The organism is Macrococcus animalis (assembly GCF_047425875.1).
GTDB lineage: Bacteria > Bacillota > Bacilli > Staphylococcales > Staphylococcaceae > Macrococcoides > Macrococcoides animalis.
This window is the reverse complement of record NZ_CP179727.1, coordinates 1,554,434-1,576,040: the sequence shown is the minus strand read 5'-3', so window position 1 is coordinate 1,576,040 and position 21,607 is coordinate 1,554,434. Positions and strand designations below refer to the sequence as shown.

The following is a 21,607-nucleotide window of genomic DNA, read 5'->3' as shown; positions in this document are numbered from 1 at the left end:
TACTTAAAGCTTATTATTGATAGAAATACCCTGTATGTCATAACATAAACGCATTATTTTAATCTTTTTATGATTAATATCGTTAAGTCATCTCTCTTTTTAGGGTCGCCAATCGTTATAAGTTGTTCATATACTACTTGTACAATATCTTGCGGGTGAAGATCTTTATATTGATAAATGATTTTCAATAAATCTTTTGTACTAATAAATTCACCATTCAAATGTCTGATTTCTGATACTCCATCCGTATAAACAATAACCATATCGCCAATTTCTAATTCTAGCTCTTCTTGGTCATAACGTGTTGATGGATGTACACCTAGTACTAATCCTCTTGCATCTAATTCTTCAAAAGTATCAGTATTTTTTCTATATATATAACCTGGTTCATGTCCTGCCGAAGCATAATAAAATTTATTGTTAATTTCTTCATATAAACCATAAAACATTGTGACAAACATATTTTGGTTTACATTCTTTTCAACAACACGATTTAATCGCTTTAATCCATCACTCGGCAACTGACTATGACCGTATGAATCCATACCGAACTTGATCATACTCATAGCGAGTGCAGCAGGGATACCCTTACCGATGACATCAGCTACCGCGAAACTCATCGTGCCATCTTTATGATCAATCAAGTTAAAATAGTCACCATTTACGCGATGAGCAGGCACACTAATCGCACCAATTTGTACGTTATTCAAATGTGGAATTTGTGTCTTAAGCATCGTTGTTTGTAAACTTGCCGCTACATCCATTTCTTTATCATGTGCTTCCATTACTTTAACAAGTGCTTTATAATCACGATACGTAAAGCCAAATCCGATAATCATCTCTGTTAATACATCCATTGCATAATGCTGTTCGATGGCATTATAACCTGCCTCAATAACGATATCTTTATGTAGTATAACAATCTCTTCAGGTGAAATATCTAGTTCTATTGCTTCGAAACTCAACGCCTGAACGTCTTCTAAAGCCGATTCATCTCTATTTTCTATGTATTGATTCAAGATTTCAGAATACCTCGAAACAATCTTATCAATTTGGCGCATGAAAATTTCCTCCCTATTTAACCTTAAAAGAGACCTTAAGGTAACAAGCGTTAACCTAAAGTCTCCGAGTCATTAATTGATAAATCAAGACTAATCGCAAGTGCTACATCTACTTCTTCCATCTTTTCTTTAGGAAGGTACGTTAGTTTTTCAATAAGTCGATTTTTATCAATTGTTCTTATTTGTTCTAATAAAATCACAGAATCTTTATCTAGATGATGATTAGTTTTACCAATCTCTACGTGTGTTGGGATCTTCGATTTATTAATTTTAGCAGTAATTGCCGCTACAATAACTGTCGGACTATATTTATTTCCAATATCGTTTTGTATGATAACAACAGGTCGTTTACCGCCTTGTTCTGAACCTTTAACAGGTGACAAATCAGCTAAATAAACATCGCCACGTTTCATTTATTCACCTTCGGCTTGCGTGCCTATTTGATCAGCATTGTCATAAACTTCACACTCTAATAAATAATGCTCAGAAGCAATTAATAAATTAATTTCAGCCATAGATTGATAGCCTTCAATTAACTGTTGTTCTAGAATTTTACTCATATGCTTTCCTCCAGTTACACGATTACTATAATTTTATCAAAAATGTTCAGTTGATACCAATTTTATTTTAATAATTCATTATATTTGTCAATATCATCACCGGTAATATAACATTTCGGTAATCTTCGGCTTAGACTTGTAAGTACTTCGTAATTAATAGTGTCTAATTGATTGGCAACACGTTCAATTGATTGGTTACTCTCTAAATAATGATCAATAATAATTGCTTGAGTTCCTACTTCAGTACCTTCAGGAACACGCGCTAAAAATTGATCCATACAAATGCGACCAACAATTTCTACATCTGTGCCAGCTAGGTTAATTTGATAACCTTGTAACTTACGATTTAAACCATCTGCATATCCCAATGGGAAAGTGGCAATTGTTTCATCTGCTTGCGCAACATATGTTTCTCCGTAACTTACCGTATCACCAACTTTCACATCCTTAATGAAGTTAACGGTTGATACGAGTTGCATTGCGGGTTTTAATTGTAACTTAGAAATATTTTTTATAAATTCAGACGGATAATATCCATATAAACTAATCCCAAGGCGTATGGCCGTACAAGCTGATGCATCAAATCTAAGTGCTGCCGCGCTGTTCTGACAATGAATAAAAGGTGGCTTTTCACTTGTATTAACGATTTCTATAAACTTATTGTACGCAATTTCAGCACTATTATTTTCCTCATCTGCACAACTGAAATGAGTGTATACTCCTTCAAAAATCATCTTATCTTGTTGTTGTATTTCTTCAATTACTTGTTGATATTCTGCTGAATCACGCATACCGATTCTTCCCATACCCGTATCAAGCTTAAGATGAATCCAAAAAGGTTTATCGTCATCTTCTAAAAATTCAATTGCTTCTTGTAACCAAGCAATACCTGGAACAGTCAAAGCTAATCGGTGCTGACTCGCTTTATGAATATCTTTCGGTTCAATAATCCCTAATACTAAAATCTTTGCTTTAATTCCATGCATACGAAGTTCAATCGCTTCATCAAGCGTAGCTACTGCGAAAAATTCAGTTCCTTGATTATATAAATGTGTTGCTATTTGTACAGCACCTAATCCATAACCATTTGCTTTTACAACAGCGATTACAGTTTTATTCGGATGTAGCCTACCTACAGCTTTGAAATTATCATTTATCGCATCTAAATCAACATTGACGTAACTTGGTCTATATATCCTGTCACTCATTCCATTCACCTCGCACTATAATACTAAAATTTTATCATACTTTTAGGAATAATCCATTATTCCTCTATTACAACGTAAGCAGTTGCAACGGTTTCTGAATGTGCGATGCTAACATGAGCATTTACTCCTTCAATAAATGGCTTACCTTTATGGTCGTTCATACAACAAATTTCATTGAAACGAGTTTCCCCAATACCCGTACCCAAAGCTTTACTATATGCCTCTTTAACACAAAAACGACCAGCGAAAAACTCAACACGTCGCTTCTCACTCTTAAATGAATCAAAGCGCTCGATTTCCTTTGGATGTAAAATACGAGTAATCATTTTGGGATTTTCTAACGTTTTACGAACACGTTCAATTTCTATAATATCCGTACCTATTCCCTTAATCATGACTTCTCCTTTTTCTCTTTTGCTCTCATCTTTTGATTGATTAATGTCTTTAATCTTTCTGCTTCACTTTCATGAACATAGTCAATCTCTATATCGTTTTCAGCTGTTATCACTTTTAATGATTTTATTTTAAATCTTTTCATAATTGGCCCTTGTTCTGTTTCTACGTTTTGAATGGTAACATACGGGACAATCAACTTCTCCTTATTCAATATACCGTTCATCGTCGTTATCTCTTCTTCTCCAAGTTCAAAAAGTGACGTATTATACGTCAACTTTGGAAAAATGAAAAAATCTAAAATAAAAATAATGAGACCTACAACACCAATCCCCCAAAATACATATGGATGCACTGGAATCCATTCCTTAAACTTAACAAACCATAATACAGCGAGCACAATGATAAAAATACTTGCGGTTAAACACGCACCAATCTTCATTAATTTGATACTATCTTTATGCATTTTATTCATATTGACGACGCTCCTTTATTAAGAACCAGTCATAAATACGTGATGCGTCCTCTAATTCAACATAATCTAAATTACAGCGCGCACTGTTGGAGCCCGATGAAATATCTAAGTGAACACTTCTTAAATCAGCACGATTCATAAAAGGAGTTGTCGTTACATCTAGCCCTATAATATTATCTTCTTTAATGAAAGATGTCTCCATTGTGAGTGCACCACCATTTCGAATGTTAATCTGGTCATCAACAATAATATAACCTGAATTTTTATATTTTATTAAAGCTGTGACAAACGTCAAAATCATTAATAATATGACAAATAGCCATGCTTTATCAAACCAATAATACTGAACGAGCGCACCTATGATGATAAAGACAACCCATGAAATTTGAAAATATCTTCGAATACTACGTTTAGGGATGACGCGATTGACCTCTACGAAATTATAATCTGGTACGAGCGATTGAATGATACGATATGCTTCATTACGATTTATGAAAGGTAATACTTCCTCATCTCCTAAAATACTATCTTCAGAACCTTTCATTTCACTCGTTGTCGTTACCGAAAAAGAAGTTTTATGAATCATCTTTCTTAAGTAACTTTGTCTTTCAGTCACTTTTTGAATATTTTTTGCGACGATGTATTTATTTTTTCGTTCGAACAAACCGTATTTAATATTTAAAAGTTCACCATCAAAACGCACAGTATATTGATAATATTTAAGTGCAGTAATAAAGATACCTATGAGGTAACTAAAGAATAATGCAACAATCATTACAATCGCAATCATGACATAACTTTCACCAACAAAAGATGATATTTGATCCAAGTATTTATCTAAATTAAAAATTTCATCAACTTGACTATAGGCTGCAAATACAACCGCCAAAACAGTAAACATTGATGCACTCGTTGAACTCATCATGATTAAATCTTTAAATGATAATTGATAAATCGTTTCATAAGTTTTTTCTTCGTATATGGGTTCAACATCTACATCCTCTTCAATAATTTCAAGTGGCATATTTTGAGTCAATTGATATTTACGTTGATTCAAATAATCACTTAAAACTTTTGCATCATTTTTACCAATACTATTGAGTTCAATCCCGTCACCTGCTGTTTTGACATGCATGATGACACCACCAAGTAACTGATTGGCAATACCTGCTGAAGTATCTATCGTCTGAATTTTACCGATATAAATTTCTTTAACTGTACGACTGATAACCCCTTTTTGTAACATCAGCTTATCATCTTCAATCCAATACTTTGTAATCTTTGCTTCAATCATACTAAATATTGCACTCAAGATTGTAAATAATAAGATAACTAACGCGAACCCATTATCGAGTAAAGCTTCTTTTGTGAAACCATCTTTAATAATGAAGAATAATCCTAAACCAATCGGGAATATATTACTTTTTATGGACTTCAAAAGATTTGATAAATATGTTGAATAATGCAGTGACTTTTTAGTTGTGTCCATAGTGAATCTCCTTAATTCTATCAATAATACGTGTAGCGACTCTCTCTGCTTCATCCTTCGTCATATAAGGCAAGACTACCATATCACCACGCGTGTATACCGTAACAACTGCAAGATTAAATTTCTTCATAACAAACCCTTGTTCAATCTTTACAGATTGCATTAAATCAAGTGGCACAATCTTTCTTCCCATAAAATATGCACCACTACTTATCTCTAAAGTCGATTGATTCAATTCATAGCGTGTATATTTAAAGCTTAAGAAAATACCGAGAATCAGCGTGTAAAGTGGTAAGAGCATGAGTAAAAAGACTGCGTATGAATACTCCCAATCGAAAAAGTGATTGATACCATAGTATAAGCTAGTGCAGAGTAATAAAGTAAGTACTGTGTAGATGCACCATTTCACCCGTCTATATTTTGGGGTGTTTGATGGCTGAGCATGTGATAACGTATCAAAATACAAAAGAATCGCCTCCATTTATGTAAATTATAACAAAAAAACACCCCAGTCTCATCTATCGATAAGTTTAGGGTGTTTTAAATAGTAATCTATTTTTTATGGTCTGCAAATGTTCTTGCTTTGAATGGCTTTTTGCCACCTTTAGAAGGAGCACCTGGTTTACCACCACGGTCGAACGATTTACGACGATTATCTTTACCGCCATCTTTAGAACGGCTACGAGATCCGCCACCTGAGCGTCCTCCGCCATTTCCGCCGCGTCCACGTCCGTATGATTTACCACCACTACCTTTACGGCCAAGTGGCTTTTCAAATGTTAATTGAACATCAACGTCATTGTTTGATTTAATTAATTCTTGTAATAATGACGCTACTAATTTCACATCACCATGTTCATTAATTAATTCTTGAGCGATTGACTCAATACGAGCTTCAGTTTCTTTTTCAACCCATCCATTGACTTTAGTCTTAACGTCTAATTCACGTGCTTGCATTACTTCACCTGGTGTTGGTGGGCGTAAAGCAGTCATTGTACGGTTTTTAGATTTTTCGATTTGACGAATGTAATCCATTTCAACTGGATTAACAAATGAAATCGCCATACCATGTTTACCCGCTCGTCCTGTACGACCGATACGGTGTGTATAACTTTCAACATCTTGAGGGATATCGAAGTTATAAACATGAGATACGCCAGAAATATCTAATCCACGTGCAGCAACGTCTGTAGCAACAAGGATATCAATTTGGTCGTTTTTAAATTTCTTTAATACTTCTAAACGTTTCGCTTGTGTGATGTCTCCGTGTAAACCTTCTGCACGGTATCCTCTTGAGATTAACGCACTTGTTAATTCATCAACACGACGTTTAGTACGTCCGAATACAATTGCAAGTTCAGGTTGATGTACATCTAGGAAATTAGTGAAAGTATCAAACTTCTCTAATTCTTTAACGATTGTGTAATGCTCATCGATATCAGGATTTGAATCAACGTTAGTCATTGTCTTAACAATGATAGGATCTTTCATGAACTTTTGAACTAATTCTTGAATTGCTCTCGGCATCGTTGCTGAGAATAACATTGTTTGACGTTGTTCTTTCGGTAATTTATCCATAATAAAACGCATATCATCGATGAATCCCATGTTCATCATTTCATCAGCTTCATCTAAGATTAAAGTATTGATGTCTTCAGTTTTTAACGTACGACGGTTTAAGTGATCGATTACACGACCAGGCGTCCCAACCACGATTTGGGGTTTCTTTTTTAATTCTCTAATTTGACGGTCAATCGGCATTCCACCGAATACAGTCGCTACTTGAATACCTTGTCCACGGCTAAATGCTTTTAATTGTTCAGCAACTTGGACAGCTAATTCACGTGTAGGAGCAAGAATTAAACTTTTGATCCCCTCTTGGCCTTTAACTTTCTCAATTAAAGGTATTCCAAAAGCACCAGTCTTACCAGTACCAGTTTGCGCTTGGCCTAATACGTCACGGCCTGCCATCGTATGAGGGATACTATCCGTTTGAATCGGTGTAGGTTCTGTAAATCCCAATTTCTCCAGCGCATTTATGGTAGGTTCGCTGATACCTAGGTCTCTAAATTTTTGCAATATTATTTCTCCTTTTATCTTTCTTAAATTACGCCTCTATAGTGTGCGCATTCGACTTGTCCTTTTAGCTAGAGTAATATTTCACTCACTCGCTTATTCAACTTCTCTATCTTAGCACCTATCGTATATTTTTACAATCAATACAATTGTAAATACAAGTTCAAAAGGCAAAAAAAAATGACTGCAAGCTATACAGTCATTCATTTTACTTTACATATAAATATTTTTTATTTATTTTAATTCTACTTAAAAAAGGCTTAACTTCCTCTATATTAAATGATTAATAATCGTTTCAAGTGCCATTCCACGGCTTGCTTTAAATAACACTACAGTATCTGGATTTAAATATTTCACAAGTTCAGCCTCTAATGTTTCTTTTGATTCGAAATGCATTGCATCCGTAAACGGCTCAGCCGCTCTATGAATATATGCCGCTTCATCACCCACAGTAAAAAGATGATCAATCATTTTTCCTTCAAAATATGCACCAACTGATTCATGGTAAGCTTTAGAATCCGCTCCAAGCTCTAATACATCACTGAAAACGATAATTTTCTTTGGTACATCCATAATTGACAATGTATCTATGGCCGCACGCATACTTGTTGGACTTGCGTTGTATGCATCGTTAATTAAACGTGCTTTATTCTGTCCGACAATTTGCTCCATTCTCATATTTGTTAAATGTAATTGGTTTATATTCTCATTAATTTCTTCATCACTTAAGCCAAGTAAACGGCCAATCCCAATTGCAATTGTCGCATTTCGTGCATTGTGCGCACCTAAAGTCGGTACACTAAACTGTGCCTCTCCAACTTTAAAAGCAATACTTTTCTCAGAAGCTTGTAAATCATTAATATAAAAGTCATTATCTACATTAAAACCGATTTTCTTAAATTCTCCTGTTGCGCTTGCCACTAATTCATTTAATAAAGGTTCGTCTCCATCATAGAATAATGGACCATTTAATCCTTTAATGATTTCAAATTTCGCTTTGGCAATTCCACCACGTGAACCTAAATCACGCATATGACTTTCACCAATATTAGTAATTGCAGCAATGTCTGGTGTTGTTAAGTTTGATAAAAACTCAATTTCACCAAAACCTGACATCCCCATCTCTAAGATGGAAATTTCAGTATCTTCATCAAGTTGACATAAAGTGATTGGTAATCCTATTTCATTATTATAATTCCCTTGCGTCTTCTTAACTTTAAAATTCGGCGCAAGCACTGCTTCAACCATATCTTTCGTAGAAGTCTTACCATTACTTCCTGTAATTGCAATTACCTTTGGATTCACTTCTTCTAAATAAGCTTTCCCAATTGCTTGTAACGCTAATAATGTATCTTCAACGACAACTATCGGTAACCCTTTCGGCATATCCTGAACGCCACTTTGCCATAGAGCAGCACTTGCACCACTATCTAGAGCTTGTGCAACATATTTATGACCGTCAACATTTTCACCTTTAAAAGGAATAAACAACACACCTTCGTTTACCTGACGCGAATCGATTGATACACCTTTAATTATTACATCTTTATATTCAGTTACTACTTCACCATTCGCTTTATCTGCTATCCATTGTAAGCTTCTTTTAATCATTATAATCAGTCCATTTTATATTTGATTTTTTTCTTGTCTGCATAACGTTCTTTCGCTAAGTTGATTAACTCAGTAATCAATTCACTGTAACTCACACCCATATTTTCCCACAATAGTGGATACATACTAAATTGTGTGAAGCCTGGCATAGCATTTGTTTCGTTAATATAAATAGTATTGTCCTCAGTTAAGAAAAAGTCTGCACGTACTAAACATGAACAATCTGTTGCTTTAAATGCTTCAACTGCCATATTACGCATCGTTTCTTGAATTTCAGAAGGAATATCTGCAGGAATTTCCAATTGTACTTTCCCATCTTTATATTTAGACTTGTAATCATAAAAATCAACATCCTTAACAACTTCCCCAGGTAAAGTCGTTTTAGGTGTATCATTTCCTAATACTGCTACTTCAATTTCACGCGCGACAACGCCTTGTTCAACGACAAGTTTACGATCAAATTGTAACGCTTCTTCAATGCCTTGAATTAACTCTTCACGGTTAGTACATTTAGAAATACCTACTGAAGATCCTAAGTTTGCTGGTTTTACGAAAACTGGATACTCTAATTTGTTGCTGACTAATTCTAAGATATTATGTTTATATGTTTCATATTCACTACGCAAGAAACTCACATACGGTAATTGCGGTAAACCACGGTTTGCAAACAACTGCTTCATCACTAACTTATCCATAGAGCTTGCAGCAGCTAATACGCCGTTACCAACATATGGTAAGTCTAACACTTCAAACAGGCCTTGAATCGTTCCATCTTCACCATTCGGACCGTGAAGCAAAGGGAAAATGGCATCATACACTTTTCCTTCAGTAGATTGAGTTAATAAATGCATGATTGATGCATCATCTGTTGTCGTTAATCGTAATGATTCGCTATCTTCAATATGTTCAGTGATTGCTGGACCTTTAATCCACTCACCTTCGTTTGTAATATAAATTGTATCTACAGCGTAGTTTTCTTTGTCCATTGCATTAATTACTGACTGTGCCGTTAAAATAGAAACTTCGTGCTCAGCACTTTTACCACCATAGACGATACATATATTTTGTTTAGTCATTTCAATTCCTCCAGAATATTAATATAATTATACTATCACGATATATGTCGATATGCACATTTTTATTGAAAGTAGTGTTACATTCATAAAATAAATATTTATTCCTATAATGTTCGAGTAAAATTATGTATAATAATGACTATAATTTATTTAAGATTAGGAGTTTGACCATGGCCCAATCAAGTAGTTCGTCACGTATAAAATATAAACGCCCATGGATTGAAAAAATCGATTGGTGGCTGATTATTCTTATATTATGCTTTTTCACCATTAGTTTAACCGTGATAACATCAGCAATGGATGGACAACAATACGGTACAAACTTTGCACAGCGACAAATATTCTATTATATACTAGGATTTATTCTTGCATTTAGTATTATGCTAATTATGCCTAAGTTTATTAAAAAATGGGTGTTCTCACTTTATTTCTTAGGAAATTTAGCATTACTCGGTCTACTCATTCTACCAGAATCATCTTTAACACCGACTATTAATGGTGCGAAAAGTTGGTATGTGTTCTTTGGACGATTAAGTTTACAACCTTCAGAATTTATGAAGATTATATTAATCTTAACATTAAGCAAAGTAGTCCATGATCATAACCGTTTTACGTATTATAAATCTTTTCAAACAGATATCATCTTACTCATGAAAATTGCTTTAACAGCAATAATCCCAATGATTCTAATCCTATTGCAAAATGACTTAGGGACAACGCTTGTCTTACTCGCAATTATACTGGGTATTACGATTGTCTCAGGCGTCACTTGGAGAATATTAGCACCGTTCTTAATTGGATTATCAACACTTGGCGCATCATTAATTCTAGCAATTATTTATAAACCAGAATTAATCGATAAAGTATTAGGCATCAAAACGTACCAATTGGGACGTATTAATTCTTGGTTAAACCCAGCTCAATATAGTGATGGAGAAGGATTTCACTTAATGGAGTCACTTAAAGCAATTGGGTCAGGTGGATTATTTGGTAAAGGATTTAAAGGTGGAGAAGTATACATCCCAGAAAACCATACAGACTTTATTTTCTCAGTTATCGGAGAAGAATTTGGATTTATCGGAACCGTTGTCGTACTTGTCCTATTCTTAGCATTGTTTACTCATTTAATTCGTATGGCACAAGTATCAAACAATCAATTCTCATCAATATTTTTAATCGGTTTAATCAGTATGATTATCTTCCATGTCTTCCAAAACATTGGTATGACTATTCAAGTTGTTCCGATTACAGGTATACCATTACCATTCATAAGTTATGGTGGTAGTGCATTGTGGGCATTGATGTGTGGTATCGGTGTAGCATTAGCAATTTTTTACCATTCAGATGCAGAGCAGATTAAGAAGTATAAATCAGTAAAATAAAAAAACTCACTAAATCCATAAGCGATTTAGTGAGTTTTTTTTTGAATCGAATTACCTATAACTGAGGTGTTATTAAAGATTTCATTATATTTTTCTCAATAAAAAAAGACACTCACCTAAAGAATGTCCTCCATATGTATATTATTTTAATTTTGCGGGTGCTACATGTGGTAACGTACGCATAACTTCAAGTCGTGATTTAGTTTTTGAAATATTAACACCAAGTGAAGAAAGCAGAGTGACTACATTTTTCATTTTCTCTTGAGATTGTTTCATTTTGATCACTCCTAATCAATTTGTTAATACTAGTGTACCCGAAATTTCACTTTATAGCTATAGGTCCATGGACTTATTTATGTAAAGATTTTGTGAACGATTATTATCTTTGTAAATATTTTAGCCTCGATGCATTTTAATATATGCTGAAAGAATTTGCGCGTATTTTCATGTATAATAAAGCTTATCTAAAGGAGGGCTGCTTTTTGTCATTTTTCTCTAATATCGATTATTCTCAGCTTTTCTCAATCCTATTTTTTGTCGGGTTTGTTTTTAATATATTTTTAGCCTTTGTTGTTATTTTTTTAGAACGCAGACAAGCAGGTTCTACGTGGGCTTGGTTACTCGTCTTATTTTTCTTACCTATTATAGGTTTCATATTATATTTATTATTTGGACGTCAAATCAAACATTCGAGCATATTTAAGCTTGATGATGAAGATAAATCAGGTCTACAACAAATTGTACATGAACAAATACATGCAATTGACGAAGATGATTTAATGGTGCATTCAAAAGAAATAATGAAGCACAAAGATATAATCCGTATGAATTTAAATAACTATTCATCATTTTTAACTACGGATAACGCTGTAGAAATTCTAACTGATGGCCGTAAGAAATTCGATGCATTAATTCACGATATCAATAATGCGACAGATCATATTCATATTCAATATTATATCTTCAAGCGAGATGGAATTGGTCAAGAAATCATCAATGCATTAATGTGTAAACTTAAAGAAGGTGTCGAAGTGAAAATGTTATATGATGACATTGGCTCACGTACGCTATCACTTTCTCGTTTCAAGGAATTCCGTAAACTTGGCGGTCAGGTGGAGGCTTTCTTTCCATCTCATTTCCCACTCATCAATTTTAGAATGAACAACCGAAATCACCGCAAGATTGTCGTTATTGACGGTAAGATTGGTTATATTGGTGGCTTTAATGTTGGCGACGAATATTTAGGTTTAGATAAACGATTTGGTTATTGGCGTGACACACATTTACGTGTGGAAGGTGATTCTGTCAATGCATTGCAACTCCGCTTTATGATGGATTGGAATTCGCAATCTACACGTAACTTTATGCATTATGACAAGAAATATTTTCCTGACGTCGATAGTAAAGGAGAAATCGGTATTCAAATTTCCTCAAGTGGTCCCGACTCAAGTGAGCAACATATTAAATTTGGTTACTTAAAAATGATAACATCAGCGAAAGAATCAATATTTATTCAATCACCCTACTTCATACCAGACACATCATTACTTGATGCGTTGAAAATTGCGGCTTTGACTGGTGTTGAAGTCAACATTATGATTCCCAATAAACCCGATCATCCGTTTGTTTATTGGGCCACCTATTCAAACGTTGGTGAATTGATAGAAGCAGGTTGCAATATTTTCATTTACGAAAATGGCTTTATTCATACGAAGATGATGGTCATTGATGATGAAGTGGCCAGTGTAGGAACTGCCAATATGGACTTTAGAAGCTTTGAATTAAATTTTGAGGTGAATGCCTTCATTTATGACCATGACGTTGCATATAGGCTACGAAAGACCTTTGAAGATGATGTTAAAGTATCAAGCCAGCTAACACAAGAAATTTACGACCAACGTGTCATATTGATTAGAATTAAAGAAGCCATTGCGCGGCTATTGTCACCCATACTATAAACATGTTGTGTTAGGAGAATTCATATGAAAAACGAAGACATTATTCAAATGACCGAAAAGTTTGTGAAAGAAATACATCAAGGTGAGTCAAGTGGGCATGATTTTGCTCACATTGCACGTGTACGAAAAATGGCACTTGAAATCGCAGAAAAAGAAAATGCAGACTTATTCATCGTAGAAATGTCAGCATTATTACATGACACAGTTGATGATAAATTATTCGACGAAACAATTGCATGGGCACGTTTAAATGACTTTTATCATTCCATACATCTACCACAAAAACAACAAGAAGCGATTAATCATATTTTAAAGTATATGAGCTTTAAAGGTGGACAAAATGCGGGAAAATTAAAATCATTAGAAGGAAAAGTCGTCCAAGATGCTGATAGATTAGATGCATTAGGTGCAATCGGTATTGCACGAACATTTATGTTTGCTGGTAAATTTGGTGAAGCCATGTATGATCCAAATATTGCAGTGAGAAAAGACTTAAGCGATTATCGAACACCGAGTACAGCGATTAATCATTTTTATGAGAAGCTATTTAAACTCATTGATTTAATGAATACAAAAACAGCGATAGCAATCGCACAAGAAAGAAACGAGTATATGAAAACCTTTATTGAGCAGTTTAAAAAAGAATGGCAATAAAAAAAATCCAAAGACAATTGTCTTTGGATTTAATATATTATTTCTTCTTTTTCTTTTTAGATGATACTACTTGAACATTTTTCGGCTTATTTTCCGCTTCGTTTTGTTCATGTGCGGCAACTAACGGTGCAATTTCTTCATGTACTTTCTTTTTGTAGAACTTATTTCCTAACCATGTTTGGAATACTAAGAAAATACCACCGACAGCCCAGTATAAGGGTAAAGCAGCTGGTGAAATTGCAGACATCCAAACGATCATAATTGGTGAAATAAACATCATCATTCGCATTTGCGCTTTTTGTTCATCTGGGATGTTTTGCATTGAAACATAGGCTTGTAATGCATAAACAATACCTGCTATTACAGTCATTGCAATATCTGTCTTTGTTAAGTTAAACCATAAAAAGTCTGGATATTGTGTGATTCCGCCTTCAGTTGGATATTTTAATACATAGAATAATCCAGTAACGATTGGTAATTGAATTAATAATGGTAAACATCCCATGTTTAATGGATTAATACCATTCTCTTTGTATAAAGCCATCATTTCTTGATTGGCTTCCATTTTTTCTTCTTGAGTACGTGCACGTTTCACACGTTCTTGAATTTCAGTCATTTGGGGCTTAATTAAAGCCATTTTCTCTTTCATGACATATTGGTTCTTGTACGTACGCATCATAAATGGGAATAATGCTAAACGTACGATTAATGTAATTGCAATGATTGCAAGTCCGTAGTTATGTCCCATGTTAGCACCCAACCAATGAATCAATTGGTCTAATGGATGTACAAATGTATCATAGAAAAATCCAGTACGATTCTTTTCTTTTGAATAGTCACAGCCTGATAAAAATAATGCAATTGCAATGATTAACGGCCATATTGCCTTTTTCTTCATTCTTTCACCTCATAGTATTATTCACATAGAGGTTATTTTATCACAAAAATTGATAATCATAAACAAAAACCATATATTTTTATTTATCTGTATAGTATTTTAAATAATCTGATACAACCTGCTTGATATTGTCACTTTGCGTAATAGAAGATATTGTTGATATACCATCTGCTCCTGAATCAATAATCATTTCACAGTTCGCACTTGTTATCCCACCGATTGCAACAATTGGAATATCTTCATCATACAATCGCATTTTACGAATTAATTCAATACCCCCAGGTTTCTTAGCATCACTTTTACTACTCGTTTCATACACTGGGCCAACGCCAATATAGTCTACATGTGTTAAGTCCGATTGATCATATTCATCGAAGTTACCAACAGATAATCCGATAATTTTACCTTCAAAGTCATGAATAATGTTCTCAATCTTTTCATCATTCTGACCTAAATGAATTCCATCTGCATTTATCTTTTTCGCAAGTTCGATATCATCATTAACAATAAAAGGTACGTTCTTCGCTTTACACATTTCAAATAATTGTCGTGCTAAAGTTTCCTTTGCCTCACCTGACTTGGCACTCGGTCCCTTTTCTCTGAATTGATACAATGTAATTCCTGCATCCAGCGCTTCTTGTAACACGCTTACTAAGTCGCCATCTTTTGTATCTTGGCTACCTGCAATAAAATATACGCGCAATAATTCTCTCTTAAACATTCGCTACACTTCTTTCACAAGTCTATTCTTTGCAACATCACTTTCCTGTATTAAGTACAATTGATCTATTAAATTTACAGCAAAATGTCCCGGCAAAGTACCGTTAGGACCCTTTTCAGCGAGCTCTGACGCTACTGTATATGTCGTCATCGCTTCTGTTAATAGTTCTAACGTTGGTTTAGATTCATTATATATGAAACTTGCTATTACTGCTCCTAATAAACATCCACCACCGGTAACTTTTGTAAGTAATGCTGTACCGTTTTCAACCAGATTAATTTTCCCATCCACACAAATTGCGTCAACCTCACCTGTTACCACAATGGCACAGTTGAACCTTTCATATGCATTACGTGCCACACTTTCAGTTGAAAGACTCGTATCTGCATCTGTCCCTTTCATGTTTGCTTCACCCACTAAAGACTGAAGCTCTGATGCATTGCCACGAATAACCGCAATCTCATTTTCTTCTAATAACTTTAAACAAAAATCTTTACGAAACTTAGAAGCACCACACGCAACAGGATCTAGTATGATAGGCACATCTAATTCATTTGCAAATTGTGCAGCAGTCATCATATTATCGATTTTTTCTTCCTCAATTGAACCAATATTAATAAGCAGAGCACCCGCATGTGTCAAAAACTCCTTCATTTCTAATTTCTCAGTTGCCATCGCGGGACTTGCTCCAAGTGCGAGTAAACCATTTGCTGTAAAGTTTTTTACAATGTCATTTGTAATACAAATAATTAATGGGTTATCTTTTCTTAATTGTTCAAGCATGGTTGCACCTCCTGATATTTAAAGTGATTCACTGGACCTTGTCCATGACCTAATTCTGGTGTGTATTTAATCGCCACATCCATGTAACGGTTTGCTAGTTGCACTGCATCGACAATTGATTTTCCTTTTGCAAGCTCAGATGTAATTACTGCTGAATAAGTACATCCTGTTCCATGTGTATGTTTCGTGTCATAACGTTCACCCTTTAGGACAACAAATTCATCTCGAGTAAATAAATAATCTGTAGCATCACCTTTTAAATGTCCTCCTTTGATTAATACACTTTCAGAACCAATTTCATTAATAAATATTTTACCTGCACGTTTAATATCTTCTAACGTTTCAATTTTCATTTGAACAATTTCTTCAAGTTCAGGTATATTAGGTGTCACCACGGATGCCACATCTAACAATTTCGTGCGTACAGCGCTTCTACCTTTTTCATCTAGTAAGGCGTCACCACTTTTGGCAACCATGACTGGATCGATGACGTACGGAATGTCATGCTTCTCGATATAAGGACGAATAACATCCATCACTTCACTGGTGGCGAGCATTCCTGTTTTTACAGCATCTGGTACGATATCACTATATACACTTTCAAGTTGCGATGCGATTACTTCTACTGGTTGATTAAATACTTCTTGTACACCAAGTGTGTTTTGGGCAACGATACTAGTCACCACACTCATTCCATACACACCTCTAGATTGAAAGACTTTTAAGTCAACGGTTGTACCTGCACCGCCAGTTGGATCAGTTCCAGCAATTGATAAAGCTGTTTTCATATTATTGCACCACACTTTCCCAAGTTTCTTGTGTATACGCCATATTAAAGAATCGTTTTTCATGCGTACAGCTCTCTTTAAAGTTTCTCGTTAATATTTCTCGTTCAACTTCGCTTGCTTGTTCAGCAAATTCATCTACCCAACGATCTAAGTGAGCGATTAAAGGTGCCATTTCTTGCGCATAAAAATTAACCCAATCCTCAAATGGATTTCCAGTGAAATCATGACGTTCTTTCATTTTTAAAGCAACTTGCTGATAAACATATGGACAAGGTGCCATCGCACATATCGTGAATGCAGCATCACTATAACGATATGCATTAAAATACATATGTTTAATGTAATGGTCACTCGTTGGATACCACTCACCTTCTTTGATAATCGTTTTGTAATCAACTTGAGCGTAATCTGCTAATGTATAATGTGCAGCAACTTCTCCATTCATAACGAAATCAATTTGATTTAAAAGAAATTTAATACCTTCTTTATCATTTAACTTAGGTATTAATAAACTATAAATTTTAGCGAATTCGTTTAGATAAAGATGGTCAGCTTTCAAGTAATGCACCACCGCTTCTTTACTTAAATCTCCCCTCACCATTCCTTGAATAAATGAATCGTTATATATTGACTCAATAATCGGTTCAACCTCTTCTTTTAATTTTATTGTTAACATTCCATACGCCTCCTAAATTTTATTAAAAAAGCCCATTTCCGATTAGGAAATGGGCTAAATACCAATATTAAAAAAGACTAAGACTCAATAAAGGAACTTAACTACTTTCCTACGCTAGTATTATCTAGATCAGGTAAAAGGGTTTGACAATGTCATCTCAGCCTGTTGGCACCCCTAGTAGTAATATATGTAATTATATTCAGTCTAACTTATGCAATTAATGAAATCAAGCACATTAAAAAAGACTAGCAACAAATTTGCTAGTCTTCACAAGTTCAATAATCTAATTTTGATTTGATATCTTTCGAAAATTATAATCTTAATCCACAAACTGGCCATGGTTGAGCACCACGTTGATTATAAAGAATTTGAGCACGCTTTGTTTGTTCAGCTGCTGAAGCTTGGTGAGGATATCCATATCCACCAACACCACGCCATGTTTGTAAATCAAATTGATACATACCATAGAAACCGTTACCTGTGTTAATAGATGGATTATTCCCCGATTCACATTGTGCTAATGCTCCCCAATTTAATCCACGATTGATGTAAGTCGTTTTTGTTGTTTTAACCGAAGTTCTTGGTGATGTATAAACAGTTTTAGTTACTGGTGCTTTATAAGTTGATTTTTTATAAGAAGTATTTTTGTAAACAACACTACTTTTTTTACCATTAATTTTTAACACTTGGTTAGGATGAATTAAGTTAGAACCTAATCCATTAGCTGATCTTATTGCTGAAATTGATGTACCATATTTATTAGCAATACTCCATAAAGAGTCACCAGATTTTACTCTGTAAGATGCTGCGTCTGCTGTTGAAACTGCCATTGTAGCTGATACTGCAATTGCTGCTGTTACACTTAAGATTTTTTTCATTTTAATTGTTCCCCCAGGAAATATTTTAGTTTTTTAGTATATATAAAGAATTTAGTTACGAATGTTTGAGTGTTCTTCTTACTTAATAACTATAGCAGATATAAATATTTCATAGGTTACAGTTAAATAAAAGAAAATGCTTTTTATTACATCCCCGTTACAATTCAACTTTATTTGTCACTTACCTTACCAAATAGTGTTATTTTTCATTGTGATATTTCTGTAAAAACGTTAGATAAAATTAATTACCGATTGTCACACTAATTAAACATATTCATTTTTTATTAAATCAAATAAGAAAAGCAGAACAAGTCTGTTCTGCTAGAAAATTTGTAATTAGTATGCCGTTGTCCAATGACCCGCACCGTGTTGTGTGTATAACATACGTGCACGTTTCCATTGTTCTGCTTCAGATGCTTGAGCAGGGTTGCCCGTTCCTCCTACTGCAGCCCAAGTTTGCGGTGAGAATTGGAATAATCCATAATATCCTGCAGGATTAACTGCATTAGGGTTCCCACCTGATTCACGTTGCATAATCACACGTAAATGAGCGTCTACTGATGAGTTACCAGCTGGTGCAGCCGTTTGTTTAACAGCTGCTTTTGGAGCAGCTTGTTGAACAGGTGCTTGTTGAACAGGTTGTGCTTTCGGTGCTACTTGTTGCACTGGCGCTTTCTGTTGTACCGGTTGTGATTGTGACGCTGCTTGTACTGGTGCTTCAGCAGGCGTCTCAGTTGATGTTGTCTTAGCAACTGGAGCTTGTACTGGCGTTTCAGTTGTATCAGCTTTTGGCGCTGTAACTGGTGCAGCTACTGATTTTGAAACTGGTGCAACTTTTACTGTGTTATTTTTTACTTTCTTCTCAACGATTAATAATTGACCTTCTTTTAATTCTTTAGAAGATTTGATTTTATTCCATTTTTTTAGTTGCCAAACTTTAATGTCAACTTTATGAGCGATTTTACTTAAAGTATCGCCATCTTTAACTTCGTATTTTCCATTAACTAAAACTTCTAATTTTTGATCCGGAACGATTAAGTTAGATTCTAATTTGTTAATTTTTTTAATTTTTTGGATTGTAGTATCATATTTATCTGCGATGGTCCATAATGACTCACCATTTCCTACCGTATGTTCCTTTGCATCTACTTGAGTTGTTACTACGCTTGTAGCTAAAATTGCCATCGTAGTTATTGTTGCTAATTTTTTCATTATATATTATTCCTCCGATTTATCTCTTTTATCAATATAACCACTTTATCACGATTTAATATTTCTTTGGTTACAGTAACATGTTAAGTAACTTCCTTAAATTACATATATATTACAGAAATATCTCAAATAACTACAAAAAGCCGTTTATCACTCCGGCACGAGTGACAAACAGCCTTTATAGGGAGGTGTAATGGGATGGGATGGGATGTGAGTTGTGTGAGTAATGAAGTCGTACTACCTAAAACGGCATGCTCTTATCTGTTATCTCTTCATCAGTTTTGCTGTTGTCAACTGATACATTAGTTGATTCACTTTTTTCTATACTATTGTTTGCATCCTTTTCTTGAGCATCATCTGTGCGTTTGATTGATGATTCACCAGTAAATTCCTGAATAATTTCTTCGGCTTTTTCTTTATATTCGGCTGACACTTTTTCTTCTTCTTTATTTAATTCAGCCGACCATCGTTGATTATATAGTGTTGGTTCAGAAGTTTGTTCTTCCTTGGAAACAATAGGTTCAATTTGCTGAGCCGGTTCAGCCTCATTCTTGCTATTTTGTTTCCCTTTCTTTCTTTCATTGTAATCATTAATAACCATAAGCTTTTCTTCATAAGAAAATTCATCCCACTTATCATCTGGAGATTTTTGTTTATTATTACCTCCGATATACGGAAGAAATTTAATGCTCTCGATAATGATTTCTGTAGAATATCTCTTTTCTCCATCTTTTTCGTAACGATTATTGTGGATTTGCCCTGTAATGCAAATTAAAGATCCTTTTTTACAATAAGAATGTATATTGACTGCTGTACGATTGAAAGCTTTGCATCTCAAGAAATCAACTGTACTTTCCTTTGCATCTTTTTTCTTGCCACGATCAACAGCTATAAAGAAAGAACTGATTTGTAAATTCTCTGAAATAGACTTTAAATCAATATCACTTGATATTCTACCAGCCAAAATGACTTTGTTTATCAATATGTCACCTCCTTTCAATAGCAATATATAACAAAAAATAATTGTTGCAAAAATGCAAAAATTCAAATTTAGCAAAGAAAATAACGTCGAAATTGAATTTTGAAACAAATTATATAAATTTTTGCACCAATTCCGTCGAAATTAACTTTATTTTATAATTTGAAAATAATAATCAATAATTTATAATAGAGGATGGAGGGATATACATGAAAACGTTCAAAGCTGTGAGATTTCAAATTGTAGAAAATGAATCGGTTACGGAGTATGCGTTACACGATGGTGTAATAATTAATAAAGAAAATAGTGGTACCGGATGGTTACTAGAAATCGTAATTGATGATATCCATAAAGAAAAGATGCAGCAATACTTTGATGACGAAACAATATTAGATACACGTATAGTGATTACGCGTGCATCCAATGATCCCGCTTTGTTCGAATCAACGATTAAGAAAATTGTTCAATTAGAAGATAAAATATCTGTAATCATTGAATGTCATATTTATACATTGCGACAAGTCTATGCTGAGAAATTATTAGAGCAACTTGTAGCAGATGGATTAAGTGGTCAAGAGCTGATTATCGCATTCAATCGTATGATGCAATCTAAACCAAAGTTAAAAGATGAGACAGAAGAATAATTTCTATAGTGATATCTTTTTAAGGTATGCGAAAAATTCATACAATAAAAGACGAAGGAATATTGTTCATTCCTTCGTCTTTGTT

The 21,607-nt window shown here is 34.3% G+C and carries 24 protein-coding genes and 1 riboswitch; of the genes, 4 read left to right on the top strand and 20 right to left on the bottom strand.

Features of this window, described 5'->3' with window-relative positions; all coding sequences use genetic code 11:
• Window positions 1-53 precede the first annotated feature (53 nt).
• The 11 genes from ACMGE9_RS08235 to ACMGE9_RS08185 all read right to left on the bottom strand — a co-directional run bounded on the left by ACMGE9_RS08235 (window position 54) and on the right by ACMGE9_RS08185 (window position 9,949).
• Window positions 54-1,052 (bottom strand): SpoIIE family protein phosphatase, encoded by a 999-nt coding sequence (locus ACMGE9_RS08235; protein ID WP_414044477.1) that lies wholly within the window; start codon window positions 1,050-1,052, stop codon window positions 54-56.
• A gap of 59 nt (window positions 1,053-1,111) precedes the next feature.
• Entirely contained in the window at window positions 1,112-1,474 is a 363-nt protein-coding gene (locus ACMGE9_RS08230) for a type II toxin-antitoxin system PemK/MazF family toxin (RefSeq protein ID WP_414042324.1), read from the bottom strand.
• Window positions 1,475-1,621 (bottom strand): hypothetical protein, encoded by a 147-nt coding sequence (locus ACMGE9_RS08225; RefSeq protein ID WP_414042323.1) that lies wholly within the window; start codon window positions 1,619-1,621, stop codon window positions 1,475-1,477.
• Window positions 1,622-1,683: 62 nt separating this feature from the next.
• Window positions 1,684-2,829, bottom strand: a complete 1,146-nt coding sequence (alr, locus tag ACMGE9_RS08220) for an alanine racemase (RefSeq protein ID WP_414042322.1) — start codon at window positions 2,827-2,829, stop codon at window positions 1,684-1,686.
• A gap of 56 nt (window positions 2,830-2,885) precedes the next feature.
• Complete coding sequence (acpS, locus tag ACMGE9_RS08215) at window positions 2,886-3,224, bottom strand: holo-ACP synthase (RefSeq protein WP_414042321.1); 339 nt, start codon at window positions 3,222-3,224, stop codon at window positions 2,886-2,888.
• A complete protein-coding gene (locus tag ACMGE9_RS08210) occupies window positions 3,221-3,697 on the bottom strand; it encodes a PH domain-containing protein (RefSeq protein ID WP_414042320.1) in 477 nt (158 codons plus the stop codon). Before ACMGE9_RS08210 ends, acpS begins: the two co-directional genes overlap by 4 nt.
• Window positions 3,690-5,186 carry a PH domain-containing protein gene (locus tag ACMGE9_RS08205; RefSeq protein ID WP_414042319.1) on the bottom strand — a complete coding sequence of 499 codons (1,497 nt, stop codon included), beginning with the start codon at window positions 5,184-5,186 and terminating at the stop codon, window positions 3,690-3,692. The genes ACMGE9_RS08210 and ACMGE9_RS08205 overlap by 8 nt, the downstream gene beginning before the upstream one ends.
• Window positions 5,173-5,652: a PH domain-containing protein gene (locus tag ACMGE9_RS08200; protein ID WP_414042318.1), complete on the bottom strand. Its 480-nt coding sequence runs from the start codon at window positions 5,650-5,652 to the stop codon at window positions 5,173-5,175. The genes ACMGE9_RS08205 and ACMGE9_RS08200 overlap by 14 nt, the downstream gene beginning before the upstream one ends.
• Before the next feature lie 86 nt (window positions 5,653-5,738).
• Entirely contained in the window at window positions 5,739-7,265 is a 1,527-nt protein-coding gene (locus ACMGE9_RS08195; protein WP_414042317.1) for a DEAD/DEAH box helicase, read from the bottom strand.
• A gap of 267 nt (window positions 7,266-7,532) precedes the next feature.
• Window positions 7,533-8,873 (bottom strand): UDP-N-acetylmuramoyl-tripeptide--D-alanyl-D-alanine ligase, encoded by a 1,341-nt coding sequence (locus tag ACMGE9_RS08190; protein WP_414042316.1) that lies wholly within the window; start codon window positions 8,871-8,873, stop codon window positions 7,533-7,535.
• 5 nt (window positions 8,874-8,878) lie between these two features.
• Window positions 8,879-9,949, bottom strand: a complete 1,071-nt coding sequence (locus tag ACMGE9_RS08185; protein WP_414042315.1) for a D-alanine--D-alanine ligase — start codon at window positions 9,947-9,949, stop codon at window positions 8,879-8,881.
• Between the two features lie 170 nt (window positions 9,950-10,119).
• Here ACMGE9_RS08185 and ACMGE9_RS08180 point away from each other — a divergent pair, with 170 nt between their 5' ends.
• A complete protein-coding gene (locus ACMGE9_RS08180; protein WP_414042314.1) occupies window positions 10,120-11,331 on the top strand; it encodes an FtsW/RodA/SpoVE family cell cycle protein in 1,212 nt (403 codons plus the stop codon).
• 141 nt (window positions 11,332-11,472) lie between these two features.
• Here ACMGE9_RS08180 and ACMGE9_RS08175 read toward each other — a convergent pair whose 3' ends face one another.
• Window positions 11,473-11,607, bottom strand: a complete 135-nt coding sequence (locus ACMGE9_RS08175) for an Lmo0850 family protein (RefSeq protein WP_165958643.1) — start codon at window positions 11,605-11,607, stop codon at window positions 11,473-11,475.
• Between the two features lie 170 nt (window positions 11,608-11,777).
• Here ACMGE9_RS08175 and cls point away from each other — a divergent pair, with 170 nt between their 5' ends.
• Together cls and ACMGE9_RS08165 are read left to right on the top strand one after the other, a co-directional pair.
• Window positions 11,778-13,289 (top strand): cardiolipin synthase, encoded by a 1,512-nt coding sequence (gene cls, locus ACMGE9_RS08170; RefSeq protein ID WP_414044476.1) that lies wholly within the window; start codon window positions 11,778-11,780, stop codon window positions 13,287-13,289.
• A 24-nt stretch (window positions 13,290-13,313) separates the two neighbouring features.
• Window positions 13,314-13,943, top strand: a complete 630-nt coding sequence (locus ACMGE9_RS08165; protein ID WP_414042313.1) for an HD domain-containing protein — start codon at window positions 13,314-13,316, stop codon at window positions 13,941-13,943.
• Window positions 13,944-13,980: 37 nt separating this feature from the next.
• Here the strand turns inward: ACMGE9_RS08165 and yidC are convergent, their stop codons facing one another.
• From yidC to ACMGE9_RS08125, 8 genes are all read right to left on the bottom strand, one after another.
• The gene (gene yidC / locus ACMGE9_RS08160; protein ID WP_414042312.1) at window positions 13,981-14,841 is read right to left on the bottom strand and encodes a membrane protein insertase YidC; all 861 of its coding nucleotides are present in this window, start codon (window positions 14,839-14,841) and stop codon (window positions 13,981-13,983) included.
• Window positions 14,842-14,920: 79 nt separating this feature from the next.
• Window positions 14,921-15,562: a thiamine phosphate synthase gene (thiE, locus tag ACMGE9_RS08155; protein ID WP_414042311.1), complete on the bottom strand. Its 642-nt coding sequence runs from the start codon at window positions 15,560-15,562 to the stop codon at window positions 14,921-14,923.
• A 3-nt stretch (window positions 15,563-15,565) separates the two neighbouring features.
• On the bottom strand, window positions 15,566-16,345 hold the full coding sequence (thiM, locus tag ACMGE9_RS08150) for a hydroxyethylthiazole kinase (protein WP_414042310.1): 780 nt from the start codon (window positions 16,343-16,345) through the stop codon (window positions 15,566-15,568).
• Window positions 16,330-17,133 (bottom strand): bifunctional hydroxymethylpyrimidine kinase/phosphomethylpyrimidine kinase, encoded by an 804-nt coding sequence (thiD, locus tag ACMGE9_RS08145; protein ID WP_414042309.1) that lies wholly within the window; start codon window positions 17,131-17,133, stop codon window positions 16,330-16,332. Before thiD ends, thiM begins: the two co-directional genes overlap by 16 nt.
• Window position 17,134: 1 nt before the next feature.
• Window positions 17,135-17,809: a thiaminase II gene (tenA, locus tag ACMGE9_RS08140; RefSeq protein ID WP_414042308.1), complete on the bottom strand. Its 675-nt coding sequence runs from the start codon at window positions 17,807-17,809 to the stop codon at window positions 17,135-17,137.
• Window positions 17,810-17,898: 89 nt separating this feature from the next.
• A riboswitch (TPP riboswitch) is annotated at window positions 17,899-17,995 on the bottom strand.
• A gap of 125 nt (window positions 17,996-18,120) precedes the next feature.
• Window positions 18,121-18,687 (bottom strand): transglycosylase family protein, encoded by a 567-nt coding sequence (locus ACMGE9_RS08135; RefSeq protein ID WP_414042307.1) that lies wholly within the window; start codon window positions 18,685-18,687, stop codon window positions 18,121-18,123.
• Window positions 18,688-19,023: 336 nt separating this feature from the next.
• A complete protein-coding gene (locus ACMGE9_RS08130; RefSeq protein WP_414042306.1) occupies window positions 19,024-19,899 on the bottom strand; it encodes a LysM peptidoglycan-binding domain-containing protein in 876 nt (291 codons plus the stop codon).
• A 241-nt stretch (window positions 19,900-20,140) separates the two neighbouring features.
• Entirely contained in the window at window positions 20,141-20,881 is a 741-nt protein-coding gene (locus ACMGE9_RS08125) for a single-stranded DNA-binding protein (RefSeq protein WP_414042305.1), read from the bottom strand.
• Between the two features lie 206 nt (window positions 20,882-21,087).
• Here ACMGE9_RS08125 and ACMGE9_RS08120 point away from each other — a divergent pair, with 206 nt between their 5' ends.
• Window positions 21,088-21,522: a YwpF family protein gene (locus ACMGE9_RS08120; RefSeq protein WP_414042304.1), complete on the top strand. Its 435-nt coding sequence runs from the start codon at window positions 21,088-21,090 to the stop codon at window positions 21,520-21,522.
• Window positions 21,523-21,607: the final 85 nt, after the last annotated feature.